The organism is Fusobacterium perfoetens, assembly GCF_021531475.1.
In the GTDB taxonomy this organism is placed as follows: domain Bacteria; phylum Fusobacteriota; class Fusobacteriia; order Fusobacteriales; family Fusobacteriaceae; genus Fusobacterium_B.
Genome location: NZ_JADYTX010000045.1, coordinates 1 through 14,966, shown reverse-complemented (window position 1 = coordinate 14,966; position 14,966 = coordinate 1). Strand labels below are relative to the sequence as shown.

At 29.4% G+C, this 14,966-nt stretch carries 14 protein-coding genes; 12 read left to right on the top strand and 2 right to left on the bottom strand.

Annotated features, from left to right (window positions below; genetic code table 11):
• Positions 1-86: 86 nt before the first annotated feature.
• Both I6E15_RS09040 and I6E15_RS09035 read left to right on the top strand, forming a co-directional pair.
• On the top strand, positions 87-872 hold the full coding sequence (locus tag I6E15_RS09040) for a Cof-type HAD-IIB family hydrolase (RefSeq protein WP_235247478.1): 786 nt from the start codon (positions 87-89) through the stop codon (positions 870-872).
• A 33-nt stretch (positions 873-905) separates the two neighbouring features.
• On the top strand, positions 906-1,106 hold the full coding sequence (locus I6E15_RS09035; RefSeq protein WP_235247477.1) for a hypothetical protein: 201 nt from the start codon (positions 906-908) through the stop codon (positions 1,104-1,106).
• A gap of 58 nt (positions 1,107-1,164) precedes the next feature.
• Here I6E15_RS09035 and yaaA read toward each other — a convergent pair whose 3' ends face one another.
• A complete protein-coding gene (yaaA, locus tag I6E15_RS09030; protein ID WP_235247476.1) occupies positions 1,165-1,911 on the bottom strand; it encodes a peroxide stress protein YaaA in 747 nt (248 codons plus the stop codon).
• Positions 1,911-2,363, bottom strand: coding sequence for a thioredoxin-dependent thiol peroxidase (bcp, locus tag I6E15_RS09025; RefSeq protein WP_235247475.1), 453 nt, complete (start codon positions 2,361-2,363; stop codon positions 1,911-1,913). The genes yaaA and bcp overlap by 1 nt, the downstream gene beginning before the upstream one ends.
• 197 nt (positions 2,364-2,560) lie before the next feature.
• Here bcp and hemW point away from each other — a divergent pair, with 197 nt between their 5' ends.
• The 10 genes from hemW to I6E15_RS08975 all read left to right on the top strand — a co-directional run bounded on the left by hemW (position 2,561) and on the right by I6E15_RS08975 (position 14,814).
• Positions 2,561-3,655: a radical SAM family heme chaperone HemW gene (gene hemW, locus I6E15_RS09020; RefSeq protein WP_235247474.1), complete on the top strand. Its 1,095-nt coding sequence runs from the start codon at positions 2,561-2,563 to the stop codon at positions 3,653-3,655.
• Positions 3,656-3,694: 39 nt separating this feature from the next.
• A complete protein-coding gene (locus I6E15_RS09015; RefSeq protein ID WP_235247473.1) occupies positions 3,695-4,372 on the top strand; it encodes a YggS family pyridoxal phosphate-dependent enzyme in 678 nt (225 codons plus the stop codon).
• Positions 4,373-4,385: 13 nt separating this feature from the next.
• Positions 4,386-4,994, top strand: coding sequence for a cell division protein SepF (locus tag I6E15_RS09010; RefSeq protein ID WP_235247472.1), 609 nt, complete (start codon positions 4,386-4,388; stop codon positions 4,992-4,994).
• A gap of 2 nt (positions 4,995-4,996) precedes the next feature.
• A complete protein-coding gene (locus I6E15_RS09005) occupies positions 4,997-6,004 on the top strand; it encodes a 7-cyano-7-deazaguanine synthase (RefSeq protein WP_235247471.1) in 1,008 nt (335 codons plus the stop codon).
• 15 nt (positions 6,005-6,019) lie between these two features.
• Positions 6,020-6,238 carry a hypothetical protein gene (locus I6E15_RS09000; protein WP_177161527.1) on the top strand — a complete coding sequence of 73 codons (219 nt, stop codon included), beginning with the start codon at positions 6,020-6,022 and terminating at the stop codon, positions 6,236-6,238.
• A gap of 202 nt (positions 6,239-6,440) precedes the next feature.
• Positions 6,441-7,160, top strand: a complete 720-nt coding sequence (locus tag I6E15_RS08995) for a DeoR/GlpR family DNA-binding transcription regulator (RefSeq protein ID WP_235247470.1) — start codon at positions 6,441-6,443, stop codon at positions 7,158-7,160.
• Positions 7,157-8,068, top strand: a complete 912-nt coding sequence (gene pfkB / locus I6E15_RS08990; protein WP_235247469.1) for a 1-phosphofructokinase — start codon at positions 7,157-7,159, stop codon at positions 8,066-8,068. The genes I6E15_RS08995 and pfkB overlap by 4 nt, the downstream gene beginning before the upstream one ends.
• A 10-nt stretch (positions 8,069-8,078) precedes the next feature.
• A complete protein-coding gene (locus tag I6E15_RS08985) occupies positions 8,079-9,941 on the top strand; it encodes a PTS fructose transporter subunit IIABC (protein WP_235247468.1) in 1,863 nt (620 codons plus the stop codon).
• Between the two features lie 204 nt (positions 9,942-10,145).
• Positions 10,146-10,508, top strand: a complete 363-nt coding sequence (locus I6E15_RS08980) for a hypothetical protein (protein ID WP_235247467.1) — start codon at positions 10,146-10,148, stop codon at positions 10,506-10,508.
• 58 nt (positions 10,509-10,566) lie between these two features.
• Entirely contained in the window at positions 10,567-14,814 is a 4,248-nt protein-coding gene (locus tag I6E15_RS08975; protein ID WP_235247466.1) for a 2-hydroxyacyl-CoA dehydratase, read from the top strand.
• Positions 14,815-14,966: the final 152 nt, after the last annotated feature.

The window sequence follows — 14,966 nt, the reverse complement described above, 5'->3', positions numbered from 1 at the left end:
CTAATAACAGTATATTACATAAAAATTAAAATAGCTTAATAATTAAAAAATTATTATATAAATATTATACGAGGAGAAAATAGATTATGATAAAAAGTATTTTTTTTGATGTTGATGGAACTCTTTTAAGTTTTAAAACGCATGCTATGTCAGAAAAAACAAAAGAGGCTTTGGAAGAGGCTAGAAAAAAAGGGATAAAACTTTTTATAGCTACTGGGAGATCTCCAAAAACTTTTGAGATTGTGAAAAAAACTTTAGGATTTGAGTTTGATGGATATGTTATGTTAAATGGTCAATATTGTGTGGTAGAAGATAAAGTAATCCACAGTATGACACTGCCAAAAGAATCTTTAGAATCAATAATACCATATTTAGAAAAAGAAAAAATATCTTGTGAGTTTGTAGAACTTGATTATATGTACACAAATTTTGTAAATGAAAGAGTTATTGAACTTCGTAAATTTTTAGGAAGTACATTTAAACCTACACCTATTGAAGACCCAAGACGTTCTTTAGAAAATGAAACTTATCAACTTTGTGCCTATATAAATGAAGATGAAGAAAAAGATTATTTTGAAAATATGCCAAAATGTAGAGCTGTTAGATGGAATAAACTTTTTGTTGATGTTATCCCAAGTGATGGTGGAAAAGGTGTAGGAATTAAAAAAATGATAGATTATTTGGGAATCTCTCAAGAGGAAACAATGGCTTTTGGTGACGGTGGAAATGATATTGAAATGCTTGAATTTGTAAAAATCGGTGTGGCAATGGGAAATGCAGAGGATAATGTAAAAAAATCTGCTGACTATGTAACAGAAAGTGTTGATGATGAGGGAATTTATAAAGCATTAAAGAAATTTGAGATAATATAATTGTGCCGGATAGTGCCGGATTAGTGCCGGATAGTGCCGGATAAAAATAATTTATCTGATACAGAGCTAAAAGTCTTTGAAATAATAAAAGATAGAACAACAAGAAAATATATACAAGACAAATTGTCGTTTAGCGAAAGAATGATAAGAAAAACTTTAAATATTTTACAAGAGAAAGGATTGATAGAAAAAGTTGGAAAAGGTCCAGCAACTTATTATAAGAAAATAAAATAAGTCAATTAAAAAAGTAAGAGTTAGTTAAAAAAATAAGCTCTTACTTTTATTTTGTATTTTAATAAATTCTTTCGAAAATATATTCAGTTTCAGAAGATAAATCCTCTCTAAAGATATACCCAAGTTCGTTAAATTTTTTTAATTCTTCTGGATTTTCAATATTATGTTTTGCTATAAATCTAGCCATCTCTCCCCTAGCTATTTTAGAGTAAGTTCCTTTTGTAACTAATTTATCTCCAGATTTTTCAACAAAGGAGCAAGTAATAAAAAGAATGTCTTTACTTAAAAATTTTTCAATAGCTTTAGTATACTCTTTTGATGCAAGATTTATAATAATTTTACTTTCATCTAAAATTTCTCTATAAATCTTATCTTCCCAAAAATCATAAAGATTTTTAAAACTATCTATTTTTAATTTTGATTGCATTTCAAGACGGTATGGGGTAATTCCATCTAAAGGTTTTAAAACTCCATAAAATCCAGAAAGAATCCTTAAATTTTTTTGAAGATATTCTATATTATTATCTTCTAAAACAGCAGGAATAAGATGTTTAAATACCATTCCCTCATAAGTTAGTATTGCTGGATTAAGATTTTTAGATAAATCCATATTTTTTATTCTTTGGATATTTTCCTCTAAAAGTTTATCGTTACACTTCCATATATTTTGAAGTTCAGACTGATTTTTTTCTCTTAGAGTAGATAATATCTTTTTTGTATCCTCTAGAAAAATAGGCAAACTATTATATTCTAACTCCTTATTATTTTGTGACATATTTTTAGCTGGAGAAATAATTATTCTCATTATATTTCACCAAGCATTTTTTCAGGGTCATCAGCTGCTTTTACTTTATCGTTTGCTTTTATAATAATTCCATTTTCATCAATTAGATAAGTAGTACGAACTACTCCCATAGAAACTTTTCCATAAAGTTTTTTCTCTTTCCACACATCATAAGTTTTTATAACTTCAAGTTCTGGATCAGCAAGGATAGTGATTTTAAGATTTTGTTTTTCTTCAAATCTTTTGTGAGATGCCACAGTATCTTTACTGATACCGATTATTTCAACATTTTTTTCTAAAAACTCAGGATATCTTTCAGAATAACCACAAGCTTGTTTTGTACAACCGGGAGTATTATCCTTTGGATAGAAATATAAGATAACTTTTTTTCCTAGATAATCACTTAATTTATGTAATTCTCCATTTTGATCTGGTAAAGAAAATTCAGGTGCTTTTATTCCAACTTCTAGCATAATTGTTCCTCCTTAATATTTGTCCTATGCCACTATTTTAACATATTTTATCTATTTTTTCATTAAAATCCATATAATTTTATTATACTACAAAATAATAACTATTTTTTGAAATAAATTTAGCAAAGATAATTTTTTTATGCTATAATATTTAAAAGTATAAGGGGGATTTTATTTCAAAATACGGAGGAAAAATTTTGGTAGATGCAATATATATTCATATTCCTTTCTGTGTAAAAAAATGTGGATACTGTGATTTTTTATCTTTTCAAAGCACAGAATCTGAGAGAGAGGAATATATAAATAAAATTATAGATGAAATAAGATTATATCCAAAGGTGAAATATGATACAATATATTTCGGTGGGGGAACTCCATCTCTTTTGGAATCTTATCAAGTGAAGAAAATCTTAAAAGAGTTAGATTTTGACGAAACAACAGAGATAACTCTGGAAGTAAATCCAAAAACAGTTGATAAAGAAAAGCTAGAGCAACTAAAAGAGGCAGGAATAAATCGTTTAAGTATTGGAATACAATCTTTTAATGAAACTTTCTTAAAAAAACTTGGAAGAATCCATTCGAAAGATGAAGGAATAAATACTTATAATTTAGCTAGAGAGATTGGATTTAAAAATATATCGATAGATCTTATGTTTTCGTTGCCAGAACAAAAAATCGAAGACTTAAAAGAGGATCTGAAAATGGTATTTAAATTAAATCCAGAACATTTTTCTATATATTCACTTATTTGGGAAGAGGGAACACCTTTTTATGAAAAACTTTTATCAGGAGAATATCACGAAACAGATAATGATATTGAGGCTGATATGTATAAGTTAATTATAGATAGTAGCAAGAAAAATGGATACCACCACTATGAAATTTCTAATTTTTGTAAGGAGGGGAGAGAGTCAAGGCACAACACAAAATATTGGAGAAATAGAGAATATATTGGGGTTGGACTTGGTGCCTCAGGTTATATAGATAGTGTGAGATATAAAAATACCAGTGACTTTAAAGAATATTTTAAATTCTTAGAAGAAAAGAGATTTCCAAAAATGGAAGAAGAAATAGTTGATGAAATTTTAAAAGAGGAATATAAACATATTTTAGGGCTTAGACTTTTGGAAGAGGGAATTAGTCAAAGTAATGAGGGAAAATATCAAAAGAAATATGAATCCCTTAAAAAAAATGGTTATATAACAGAGAAAAAAATAAAAAATGAAGATAGATATATTTTGACTGAAAAAGGATTATTTTTAGCCAATGAAGTCTTTGAAGAGTTTATATAAAATACTAGATATGAGATGGTTGGTGAAAGAGGTGTTAAGATGAGTTCAGTTACAGAAAATGTACAAGAGGTTTTGGAGGATATAAAAAAATATTCCATTTACCCAGAGAGAGTAAAACTTGTGGCTGTGACAAAATATCCTATTGTTACAAAGGAAAAATTAGAGGAGCTTATGAAAAATGGAATTTTTTCTTTTGGAGAAAATAGGGTGCAGGTTTTAGAAGAAAAATTAGAGTTGCTAGGGGATGAAAAAGATAAAATTCAATGGAATTTCATTGGTAACTTGCAAAAAAATAAAGTAAAATATATAATAGACTTTATCCATATGATTCACTCTATAAATAAACTTTCTTTGGCAGAAGAAGTAAATAAAAGAGCTGAAAAAGTAGGAAGAGTTGTAGATGTTTTGATAGAGATAAATCTTTCTGGAGAGGATTCAAAGGAAGGGTACGAATTAGAAGAGTTTTATAAAGATATACCAGAACTTGTGAAATTAAAAAATCTGAATATTTGTGGGCTTATGACAATGGCTCCAAATATAGATGATGAAAATCTGATAAGAGGTAGCTTTAGAAAACTAAGAGAAATAAAAGATAGTGTAAACAATAAATTTAATAATAATCTTACAGAACTTTCTATGGGAATGAGTGGTGACTACAAAATCGCTTTAGAAGAGGGAGCCACTATAATTAGAATTGGAAGTAAGTTGTACGAATAATCAAGGAGGAAAAATGGAGAATAAAAAAAATGGATTTTTAAATACTTTTTTATTTGGGTTTAACTTCGGTGAAGATGAAACTAATGAAAAAGAACAAGAGCAAGGATTAGAATTAAATAATTTTAAAAATAGTGATGATGAAGTAGAAATAACAACAAAAGAAGCAGTTTCTGTAGAAGAAGAAAAAAAAGTAGAACCAACTTCTTATGAAGAAACTTATAAAACTTTATTAAAAGAAGAGGAAGAAGAAAAACATCAAGAGGTTGAACAAACTCCAAATAAAGATGTTAGAGTAGAAAAAATAACTTTAGGAAGAAACGAAATAGATGATCTTGATATTTCAGGATATCAAAATATAGTTGTTAGAGTTAAAAAATTTGAAGATAGTAAAAAAATTGCTGAATATGTAAGAAATAATAAAATAGTTACTCTAAATATAGAAGAGTTAGATACAGAAACAGCTCAAAGAGTTATGGACTTTTTAAGTGGAGCTATGAGTGTAAAAGAAGCTAGTTTCACAGAGATAAGTAAAACAGTTTATGTATCTGTTCCAAAAAATCAAAGTGTTTTATTTGATGGACAAAAAAGAAGAGAAGGATTTTTTAGAGGGGTTGGAGTATAATAGTGGAAAATAAAAAAATTAGAGCATTGGCTTTATTCTCTGGTGGTCTTGATAGTGCTTTAGCAATAAAAGTTGTAGCTAATCAAGGAATTGAAGTAATAGCACTTAACTTTGTTTCGCATTTCTTTGGTGGAAAAAATGAAAAAGCTGAGGCAATGGCAAAACAACTTGGAGTAAAGTTAGAATATGTAAATTTTAGTAAAGAGCATATGGAAATAATGAAAAATCCTGTTTATGGAAGAGGAAAAAATATGAATCCGTGCATTGATTGTCATGCATTGATGTTTAAAGTAGCAGGAGATTTATTAGAAAAATATGATGCAGACTTTATTATATCTGGTGAAGTTTTAGGGCAAAGACCTATGTCACAAAACTCTCAAGCACTAGAAAAAGTAAAAGCTTTATCAAATCTGTCAGACTTAATAGTTAGACCACTTTCTGCAAAAAGATTACCAATCAGTAAACCAGAGAGAGATGGACTTATAAAAAGAGAACTTTTACTTGATATTGAGGGAAGAAGTAGAAAACCTCAAATGAAACTTGCTGAAGAGTTAGGTGTAAAAGATTATCCTATGCCTGGTGGAGGTTGTCTTTTAACAGATCCTGGATATTCAAAAAGACTTAGAATGATCGAAGAAGATGGACTTTTAGAAGAGGAAAACAAAGAGATTTTCTATCTTTTAAAAAGAGGAAGATTCTTTAGATTTGGAGAGAAAAAATATCTTTTTGTAGGAAGAGCCAAAGAAGACAACGATATAATGGTTGGATATAAAGGGTTTGGAAAATTTTTCATCAGAGGAAAAGGAGTTGGAGGTCCATATATTATAGGTTATGGAGATCTAAATGATGAAGAAACTGAGTTTGCAAAAAATCTATTTTCAAGATATTGCAAATTAAAAGGAGAGGAAGATATAGAAATTTTCCTTAATGAAAAACCTATGGCAGTTAAAAAGATAAATAAAGAAGAGGTTGAATCTCTTATAAAACAATATCAAGTAGTTATGGACTAAAAGGAGTGATGTTTTATGATGGAATTATTAAAAAAATTAAATTCGGAAAAGTATGATATAGTGACAGGTTCAAAAAAATACTATGGAATAAAAATAGTAGAAAAAAAAGATAATTTCCTATTAGTAGAAACAAGACCAGATACTTATATGTTAGTAAATGTAGATTCAGTTACAACAATAACACCAGCTAAAGATATAGCTTACGGAACAATTGCTAAAAATATAAGATTTTAGTTTTTGTTAAAAATAAAATAATTTAGAAACATAACCTAAGGTGTTTGATAGACACTTTAGGTTTTTTTATAAAAATTTTTTTGAAAGAAATTGAAAGAAAATAAGAGAATATATAAAAAATAAGAATGAATTTGAAAGTTTTTGAAAGAAAAAGATTGATTTTTTGAAAAAGATGTGTTATTATACAGATGAGGTGATAAAGATGTTAAGCGTAGAAAGATATAATCTTATTTTAGAACTAATAAAGCAAAAAAAGAATATAAAACTTAATGAAATTGTTGAAGAATTAAAAATTTCAGAAGCCACTGCTAGAAGAGATCTTAACTTTTTAGAAGAAAAGAAAAAAATAAAAAGAGTTCACGGTGGAGCTGTATTAGTAGAAACAAAAGAAGAGGATATCGGCTATAAAAAATTGATAAACCTTGAAGAAAAAGAGATTGTAGCTAAAAAAGCCTTGGAATATATAGAAGATGGACAAACTATATATTTAGATGCTGGAAGTACAACAGGAGCTTTGATAAAATATCTTTCAAGCTATAAAGAACTGAAAATTATAACTAATAGTTTTCATAATATAAACGAGTTACTAAAATTAAAAAATGCTGAAGTATATCTTTTAGGTGGAAAACTAAAGGAAAAAACAGGAGCTATGGTAGGCGGAATAGCAATGTTTGGACTTAAGAATTTTAATTTTGATTTAGTTTTTCTTGGAGCAAATGGAGCAAATGAAGATGGATATTTTACTCCAGATTCAGAAGAAGCCTTGGTAAAATCAGAAGCTTTAAAAAGAGGAAAAAAAGTTTTATTCCTATGTGATCATACAAAGTTTTTTGTAAAAAGTTTTATAAAGTTTGCAAATTTAGAAGAGGGAACATTGATTTCTGATGTAGATATACCAAAAGAGTTAGGAGGAAAAAGATGATTTACACTGTAACATTAAATCCAGCTGTGGATTATTACATTGGACTTGATAATTTTCAAGAGGAAAGGTTAAATCAAGTAAAAACAGCTTATACACTTCCTGGTGGGAAGGGGATAAACGTATCAAAAGTTTTAAAAAACTTTTCAGTTGAAAGTGTTTGTCTAGGATTTGTAGGAGGATTTACTGGAGAGTATATAAAAAAAGATCTTGTAACAAATGGAGTTAAAGAAAAATTTGTTGAGATTAAAGAACCTACAAGAATAAATATAAAGATGAAAACTGAAAACAGTGAAACAGAAGTAGCTGGAAAATCACCAGATATATCAAAGATTGAATTTGATAGATTTTTTGATAATTTGAAAGATATTAAAGAGGGAGATATGATTGTTTTATCAGGTAGTGTTCCAAAATCTCTTAATGAAGATATCTATGTACAAATTATAAAATCTTTACCTAAAGATATAAAAGTTATAGTCGATACGAGGGGGGAAACTTTAAAAAAGGTTTTAAAAGAAGGGATATTCTTAGTAAAACCTAATAAGGACGAAATCCAAGAATTCTTTGGGGAAATTTATAAAACAGACGAAGAAATAATAAAAGCTGGACAAAAGCTAAGAGATATGGGTAGCGAAAACGTTTTGATTTCTTTAGGTAAAGATGGTTCTATCCTAATTACGAAGGATAAAGTTTATAGAGGAAATGTACCAAAAGGTCAATTAATTAGCTCTGTTGGAGCTGGAGATTCTATGGTAGCAGGATTTTTATACGGGCTAGAAAAAAATGAACCAATAGAAACAGCTTATAAATATGGAATAGCCTCAGGAAGTTCAACAGCTTTCTCTGAAGGGCTAACAACTTATGAAAGTATGAAAAATTTATTGTCACAAATCAAAATAAAAAAAATGTAGGGGGTAAAAAATGTTAGAAGAGATGTTGACAAGAGAGTGTATAAACTTAAACTTAAAATCTAAAACAAAAGAAGAAGTTATTGATGAGATAATCAATATGCTTGACAAAGCTGGTAGGCTTAATGACAAAGAAGAGTACAAAAAAGAGATTTTAAAAAGAGAATCTCAAAGTTCTACTGGTTTGGAAGAGGGGATAGCAATACCTCACGCTAAAACTAAAGCTGTAAAAGTTCCAAGTATCGCTTTTGGAAGATCATTAAAAGGTGTTGACTATGAATCATTAGACGGAGAACCATCAAAATTATTCTTTATGATAGCTGCTCCAGCTAACGCAACAGATTCTCATATTGAAGTTTTATCAAAGCTTACAACATTACTTTTAGATGATGATTTAAGAGAAAGCTTACTTAATGCAAAAACAGAAGATGAAGTTTTAGATTTATTATTAAGTCAAGTTAAAGAAGAAAAAGAGGAAAATCACTCTAATTATCAAGATGGAAATATAGAAGTTTTAGCTGTTACAGCTTGTCCTACTGGAATAGCTCATACATATATGGCAGCTGATTCTTTAATTAAAAAAGCAAAAGAATTAGGAGTAACAATTAAAGTAGAAACAAATGGTTCTACTGGTGTAAAAAATAGACTTACAGACGAAGAAATAAAAAATGCTAAAGGAATTATAGTTGCAGCAGATAAAAATGTAGAGATGGGAAGATTTGACGGAAAAAATGTAGAGATAGTTCCTGTTAAAGAGGGAATAAAAAATCCTGAAAAACTTATAAAAAATGCTATAAATAAAACAGCTCCTATTTATAAATCTAATGAACAATCTTCAGGAGTAGCAACAAAAAAAGAAAAAACAGGATTTTATAAACACCTTATGTCTGGGGTTTCTAATATGTTACCATTCGTTGTAGGTGGAGGAATTTTAATAGCTCTTTCATTTATGTTTGGTATAACAGCCTCTAATCCAAATGACCCAAGCTTTAATCCAATAGCAAAACTTCTTAATGATATTGGTGGAGGAAATGCTTTCTTCTTAATGGTTCCAGTTATGGCAGGATTTATCGGAATGAGTATTGCAGATAGACCAGGATTTGCACCAGCAATGGTTGGAGGACTTATCTCTCTTAACAATGGTGGAGGATTTTTAGGAGGACTTATCGGAGGATTCCTTGGAGGATATGTTATTGTTCTTCTTAAAAAATTATTTAATAAACTTCCAGATAGTTTTGAAGGATTAAAACCAGTTCTTTTATATCCATTATTTGGAATATTTATAACAGGTGCTTTAATGTATGGATTTATAGTTGATCCTATTGCTACATTAAATAGTGGAGTAACAGAATTCTTAAAATCTTTAGGAACTGGAAACCTTGTTTTACTTGGAATTGTTCTTGGAGCTATGATGGCAACTGATATGGGAGGTCCAATAAATAAAGCCGCTTTCACATTTGGAATTATGATGATAACAGCTGGAGATTATGCTCCTCACGCAGCAGTAATGGCTGGAGGAATGGTACCACCTTTAGGAATAGCTCTTGCAACAACATTCTTTAAAGATAAATTTACAAAAGATGAAAGAGATGCTGGAAAAACTTGTTACATTATGGGACTTTCATTTATTACAGAAGGAGCTATCCCATTTGCAGCAGCTGACCCAGCAAGAGTAATTCCTGCATCAATAATAGGAGCTGGAATAGCTGGAGGACTTTCAATGTTATTTGGGGTACAACTTCCAGCACCACACGGAGGATTATTTGTACTACCAGTAGTTACTAATCCAGTAATGTATCTTTTAGCAATTGTTATTGGTTCAGTTGTTACAGCAGTAATTCTTGGAGTAATAAAAAAGAAAATTGCTAATGACTAATAGTTAAAAAATAAATAAAAAAGATTGTTTTCTTAATTAATCAAAAACATAAAATCACATTCTATAAACCAAAAAAAATTTTAATTATTCAAATGTTGATTAAGAGAGAAGCAATCTTTTTTGCTATAAAAAGCCAGTTGATTTTTAAAAAAAAATATTGTATAATTCGGATAAATGAAAAAATAATTAGGAAGGAGAGGTTTTATGAAAGCTAGAGATAAAAGAATAGCAGCTTATTTAATATTCTTTATATTTTCTTTTCTTGCAATATCTTTTGCAAGTAGTTTTAATATTGATGACAAAACTTTCTATAACTCTTCTACAAAAAGGGAGAATGCGATTTTCTTAAATCAATCATCTACTTCTTCTAATTATTTAGCAATGAGAATATCTAGAATAAAAGTTATGGATATTTTTGTTGAAACAGATTCTTTACCACCTTTTGTAGATTCGGTGAAGAATATTTTTGAAATGGAAAAAATTATCAATATAGTAGAGAGAGCTTATAAAATTTTAGGTTTTTATACTATTTTGGATAGGGATAAAAGACGGATTCTGCTGATTTGATAGAATTTTATTTTTTTGACTACAATTAAATAAAATTTTATACAAGGAGAACTGTCGAATGAAAAAATTATTTTTAGGAACTGATGTAGGTTCTACAACTGTTAAAATTGTTTGCCTTGATGAGGAAAACAATGTTTTGTATTCAGTTTATCAAAGACACTTTTCTAATGTAAGAGAGACTTCAAAAGAACTTTTTGAGGATTTTTTCGCTTACATAGAAAAAAGATTTAATGAGGAAATCTCTTTTAAAATAAGTGTAACTGGTTCTGGAGGAATGGGAGTAGCTAAGTGGATTGATGTGGATTTTGTTCAAGAGGTGATTGCTTGTATAAAAGCTATCGAAACAGTAATTCCAGAAACAGATGTGGCAATAGAGTTAGGTGGAGAAGATGCGAAGATAACATATCTTAAAAATGGTATGGAACAGAGAATGAATGGAAGTTGTGCTGGTGGAACTGGAGCTTTCGTTGACCAGATAGCATCTCTTTTGGATACAGATGCAATGGGTCTAAATGAATTAGCCAAAGGTTATGACACAATCTATCCAATAGCGTCAAGATGTGGAGTTTTTGCAAAAACAGATATACAACCATTAGTAAATGAAGGGGTTAAAAAAGAAAACATCGCAGTTTCAGTATTTCAAGCAGTAGTTAATCAAACTATTACAGGACTTGCTTGTGGAAAGAAAATTACTGGAAAGGTAGCTTTTCTTGGAGGACCTCTTTTCTTTTTGAGTGAACTTAGAAAAAGATTTATAGAAACTTTAAAACTTGAAAAAGAGGATATAATCTTCCCTGAAAATTCACAACTTTTTGTGGCTCGTGGAGCTTGTATTCTATCAAGAGAAAATAAAAAAGAGTTTACTTTAAAAGAGCTTAAAGAAAAAATAGCTATTTTAGATAATAAAGGTCTTCCTGAAACAATGACTTTACCACCTCTATTTGCTAATGAAGAGGAAGAGAAAGAATTTTTCCAAAGACATGAAAAAGAAAAAATAGAAAAAATCGACATAGAAAATTATAAAGGAAATGCTTATTTAGGAATAGATGCTGGTTCAACAACAATAAAACTAGTTCTTATTTCAGAAAATAATGAGATACTTTACTCACATTATTCTCATAACAAAGGAAATCCTTTAGATAATATTTTGAATAACCTAGGAGAACTTTATTCAAAAATGGGAGATAGAATTACGATAAAAGGTTCTTGTGTAACTGGTTATGGAGAAAATCTTATAAAAGCAGCTTTAAAAGTTGATATGGGAATAGTTGAAACAATGGCTCATTATAGAGGAGCCAAATATTTTTCACCAGATGTAGATTTTATTCTTGATATTGGCGGGCAAGATATGAAGTGTTTAAAAATAAAAGATGGAGTTATAACTTCTATTCTTTTAAACGAGGCTTGTTCATCTGGTTGTGGTTCTTTCTTGGAAACTTTTGCTGGAAGTTTGGGACTTTCTATTCAAGAGTTTGCAGAGCTTGGAATAAAATCAAAATCTCCATCAGACTTGGGTACTAGATGTACTGTGTTTATGAATTCAAAAGTTAAGCAAGCACAAAAAGACGGAGCAGATGTTGGAGATATATCAGCAGGGTTATCATATTCTGTTGTAAAAAATACTTTGTTTAAAGTAATAAAAATGAAAAATAAAGAGGAGCTTGGACAAAAAATAGTTGTTCAAGGGGGAACATTTTTAAATAACTGTGTTCTAAGAGCTTTCGAGCTTATATCTGAAAGAGACGTAGTAAGACCAAATATAGCTGGACTTATGGGAGCTTTTGGTGCAAGTTTACTTGCTAAAGAATATGCAGAAGAAAACCAATTAGAAAAATCATCACTATTATCACTTCAAGATATAAATGGATTTTCTACTACAACAAATCTTACAAGATGTGGAATCTGTGGAAATAATTGTCTTTTAACAATTCATAAATTCCAAAATGGAGAAAGATTTATATCTGGAAATAGATGTGAAAGACCTCTAGGAAATAAGAAAAAAGAAGATGTACCAAATATGTTTGAGTATAAATATAATAGACTTTTCAATTATACTCCATTAGAGCCGTCAAAAGCCACAAGAGGAGAGATTGGAATCCCAAGAGTTTTAAATATTTATGATTCTTATCCATTCTGGTTTACTCTTCTTACAAAACTTGGATTTAGAGTTATTATCTCTGATGACTCTTCAAAAAAATTATATGAAAAGGGAATGGATACAATCTCTTCTGACTCAATCTGTTATCCAGCAAAAATGGTTCACGGACATATAATTAATCTTATAGAAAAAGGAATAAAAACAATTTTTTATCCTTGTGTTATTTTTGAAGAGAAAGAATCTAAAAAAGCTCAAAATCAATTTAACTGTCCAATAGTAATCTCTTATCCGGAGGTTATAAAAAATAATCTGGATATCTTAAAAGAGAAAAAAGTGGAAATGATGATACCATTCTTCTCTATGGCAAGTAAAGAAGTATTATATAAAACAGTTTCTGAGGAATTTAAAAAATATGGTGTAAGCAGAAAAGAGGCAGAGATGGCTGTTGACGCTGCTTGGGAAGAGAGATATAACTTTAGACGTGATATGCAAAATAAAGCAAAAGAGGTAATGGCTTATCTTGAAAAAACTGGAAAAACAGGAATAGTTGTTTGTGGAAGACCATACCATAATGATAAAGAAATTCATCACGGAATACCAAATATTATAAACTCTTTTGGAATTGCTGTTTTAACTGGAGATGCTGTTGCAAGTCTTACAGAGTTAGAAGAGGGATTAAGAGTAATCGACCAATGGACATACCATTCAAGACTTTATAGAGCAGCAACTTTTGTTGGAAAACACCCTAACCTTGAGCTTGTAGAACTTAATAGTTTTAGCTGTGGACTAGATGCTGTAACCACTGACCAAGTTGAAGAGATATTATCAAACTATGGAAAAGTCCATACAATTCTAAAAATTGATGAAGTTAGCAACATGGGAGCTGTAAAAATAAGAATCAGAAGTTTACTTGCAGCCCTAGCTGACAAAAAAAGAGCTTTGAAAAAAATTGTTAAGAAAAAAATAGAATATAGAAAAAATCAATTTACTAAAAAGATGAAAGAGGAATATACAATCCTTGCTCCTCAAATGTCTCCAATCCATTTTGGTTTGATAAAAGATGCTTTTAAATCTGAGGGATATAATTTGGAGATTTTGGAAGAAACAAAGGAGGCATTAAATACAGGACTTCAATATGTAAATAACGATGCTTGTTATCCGTCAATCCTAGTTATTGGGGAACTTATTCAAGCTCTAAAATCTGGTAAATATGATGTAAATAGAACTGCTGTTATGATTTCTCAAACTGGTGGAAGTTGTCGTGCTACTAACTATGTGGGATTTTTAAAGAAAGCTCTAAGAGATAGTGGATTTGCAAATGTGCCAGTTTTATCCCTTAATGCTGTGGGATATGAAAAGCAAGAGGGATTTAAACTTACTCCAAAACTTATACATAAAACAATGATAGCCGTTTCTTACGGGGATATTCTTATGAAACTTCTTTACCATATAAGACCTTATGAAACTGTAAAAGGAATTACAAATAAAATTTTTAATAGATGGTACGAAGAGGTAAAACCAAATATAAGAAATGGAAAACTTTTACAATTTAGAAATAACTTAAATAGGATAGTAGACGAATTTTCATATATAAAAACAACTGGGGAACAAAAAATAAAAGTAGGAGTAGTTGGAGAGATTTTAGTAAAATTTAGTCCATTTGCTAATAACCATATAGTAGATTTTATAGAGAGTGAAGGTGGAGAGGCTAGAACTTCCAGCCTTATGAGTTTTATAAACTACTGTATTTATAGTGATAATTTCTTAAAGGAAAGATTTAAAGGAAAAATGGCAACTCTTCAAACAAAGGCTGCTTTGGCTTTAACAGGATTCTATACAGGATTTGTAAATAGAGCTTTGGCAAGATGTGAGAGATTTAAAAAAGAGGATTTTATCGGAAATATAGCTGATAAAACTTCTAAATTTATATCAATTGGTCATCAATCTGGAGAGGGTTGGTTCTTGATGGGAGAAATGATAGAACTAATTGAACATGGAGTACCTAATATAGTTTGTGTTCAACCTTTTGGTTGCTTACCAAATCATATAACAGGTAAGGGTATGATAAAAAGATTAAAAGAAAGTTATTCATATTCAAATATTGTGTCAATAGATTATGACCCAGCCTATTCAGAAGTAAATCAAATAAATAGAATTAAACTTATGCTATCAGTGGCAAAGAAAAATCTTTTAGAAAATAAACAATAAAAAATCAAATAAGTAAAAAAGGGAGTGTTACAAAAATGTAGCATTCCCTTTTTCTAAGCAGTTAAATTATAAATTGAGGGTGTGAAGAGTTTTCTGTAAATCTTAACTTTCTATGATAAAAATTGTTTAATTTAATATTTTTACTTTATATG

Excerpts from the sequence above, each read along its gene's own strand:
- I6E15_RS09040 (WP_235247478.1), top strand. The coding sequence starts at position 87 with ATGATAAAAAGTATTTTTTTTGATGTTGATGGAACTCTTTTAAGTTTT.
- yaaA (WP_235247476.1), bottom strand. The coding sequence starts at position 1,911 with ATGAGAATAATTATTTCTCCAGCTAAAAATATGTCACAAAATAATAAG.
- bcp (WP_235247475.1), bottom strand. The coding sequence starts at position 2,363 with ATGCTAGAAGTTGGAATAAAAGCACCTGAATTTTCTTTACCAGATCAA.
- I6E15_RS09015 (WP_235247473.1), top strand. The coding sequence starts at position 3,695 with ATGAGTTCAGTTACAGAAAATGTACAAGAGGTTTTGGAGGATATAAAA.
- I6E15_RS09010 (WP_235247472.1), top strand. The coding sequence starts at position 4,386 with ATGGAGAATAAAAAAAATGGATTTTTAAATACTTTTTTATTTGGGTTT.
- I6E15_RS09000 (WP_177161527.1), top strand. The coding sequence starts at position 6,020 with ATGATGGAATTATTAAAAAAATTAAATTCGGAAAAGTATGATATAGTG.
- I6E15_RS08995 (WP_235247470.1), top strand. The coding sequence starts at position 6,441 with ATGTTAAGCGTAGAAAGATATAATCTTATTTTAGAACTAATAAAGCAA.
- pfkB (WP_235247469.1), top strand. The coding sequence starts at position 7,157 with ATGATTTACACTGTAACATTAAATCCAGCTGTGGATTATTACATTGGA.
- I6E15_RS08985 (WP_235247468.1), top strand. The coding sequence starts at position 8,079 with ATGTTAGAAGAGATGTTGACAAGAGAGTGTATAAACTTAAACTTAAAA.
- I6E15_RS08980 (WP_235247467.1), top strand. The coding sequence starts at position 10,146 with ATGAAAGCTAGAGATAAAAGAATAGCAGCTTATTTAATATTCTTTATA.
- I6E15_RS08975 (WP_235247466.1), top strand. The coding sequence starts at position 10,567 with ATGAAAAAATTATTTTTAGGAACTGATGTAGGTTCTACAACTGTTAAA.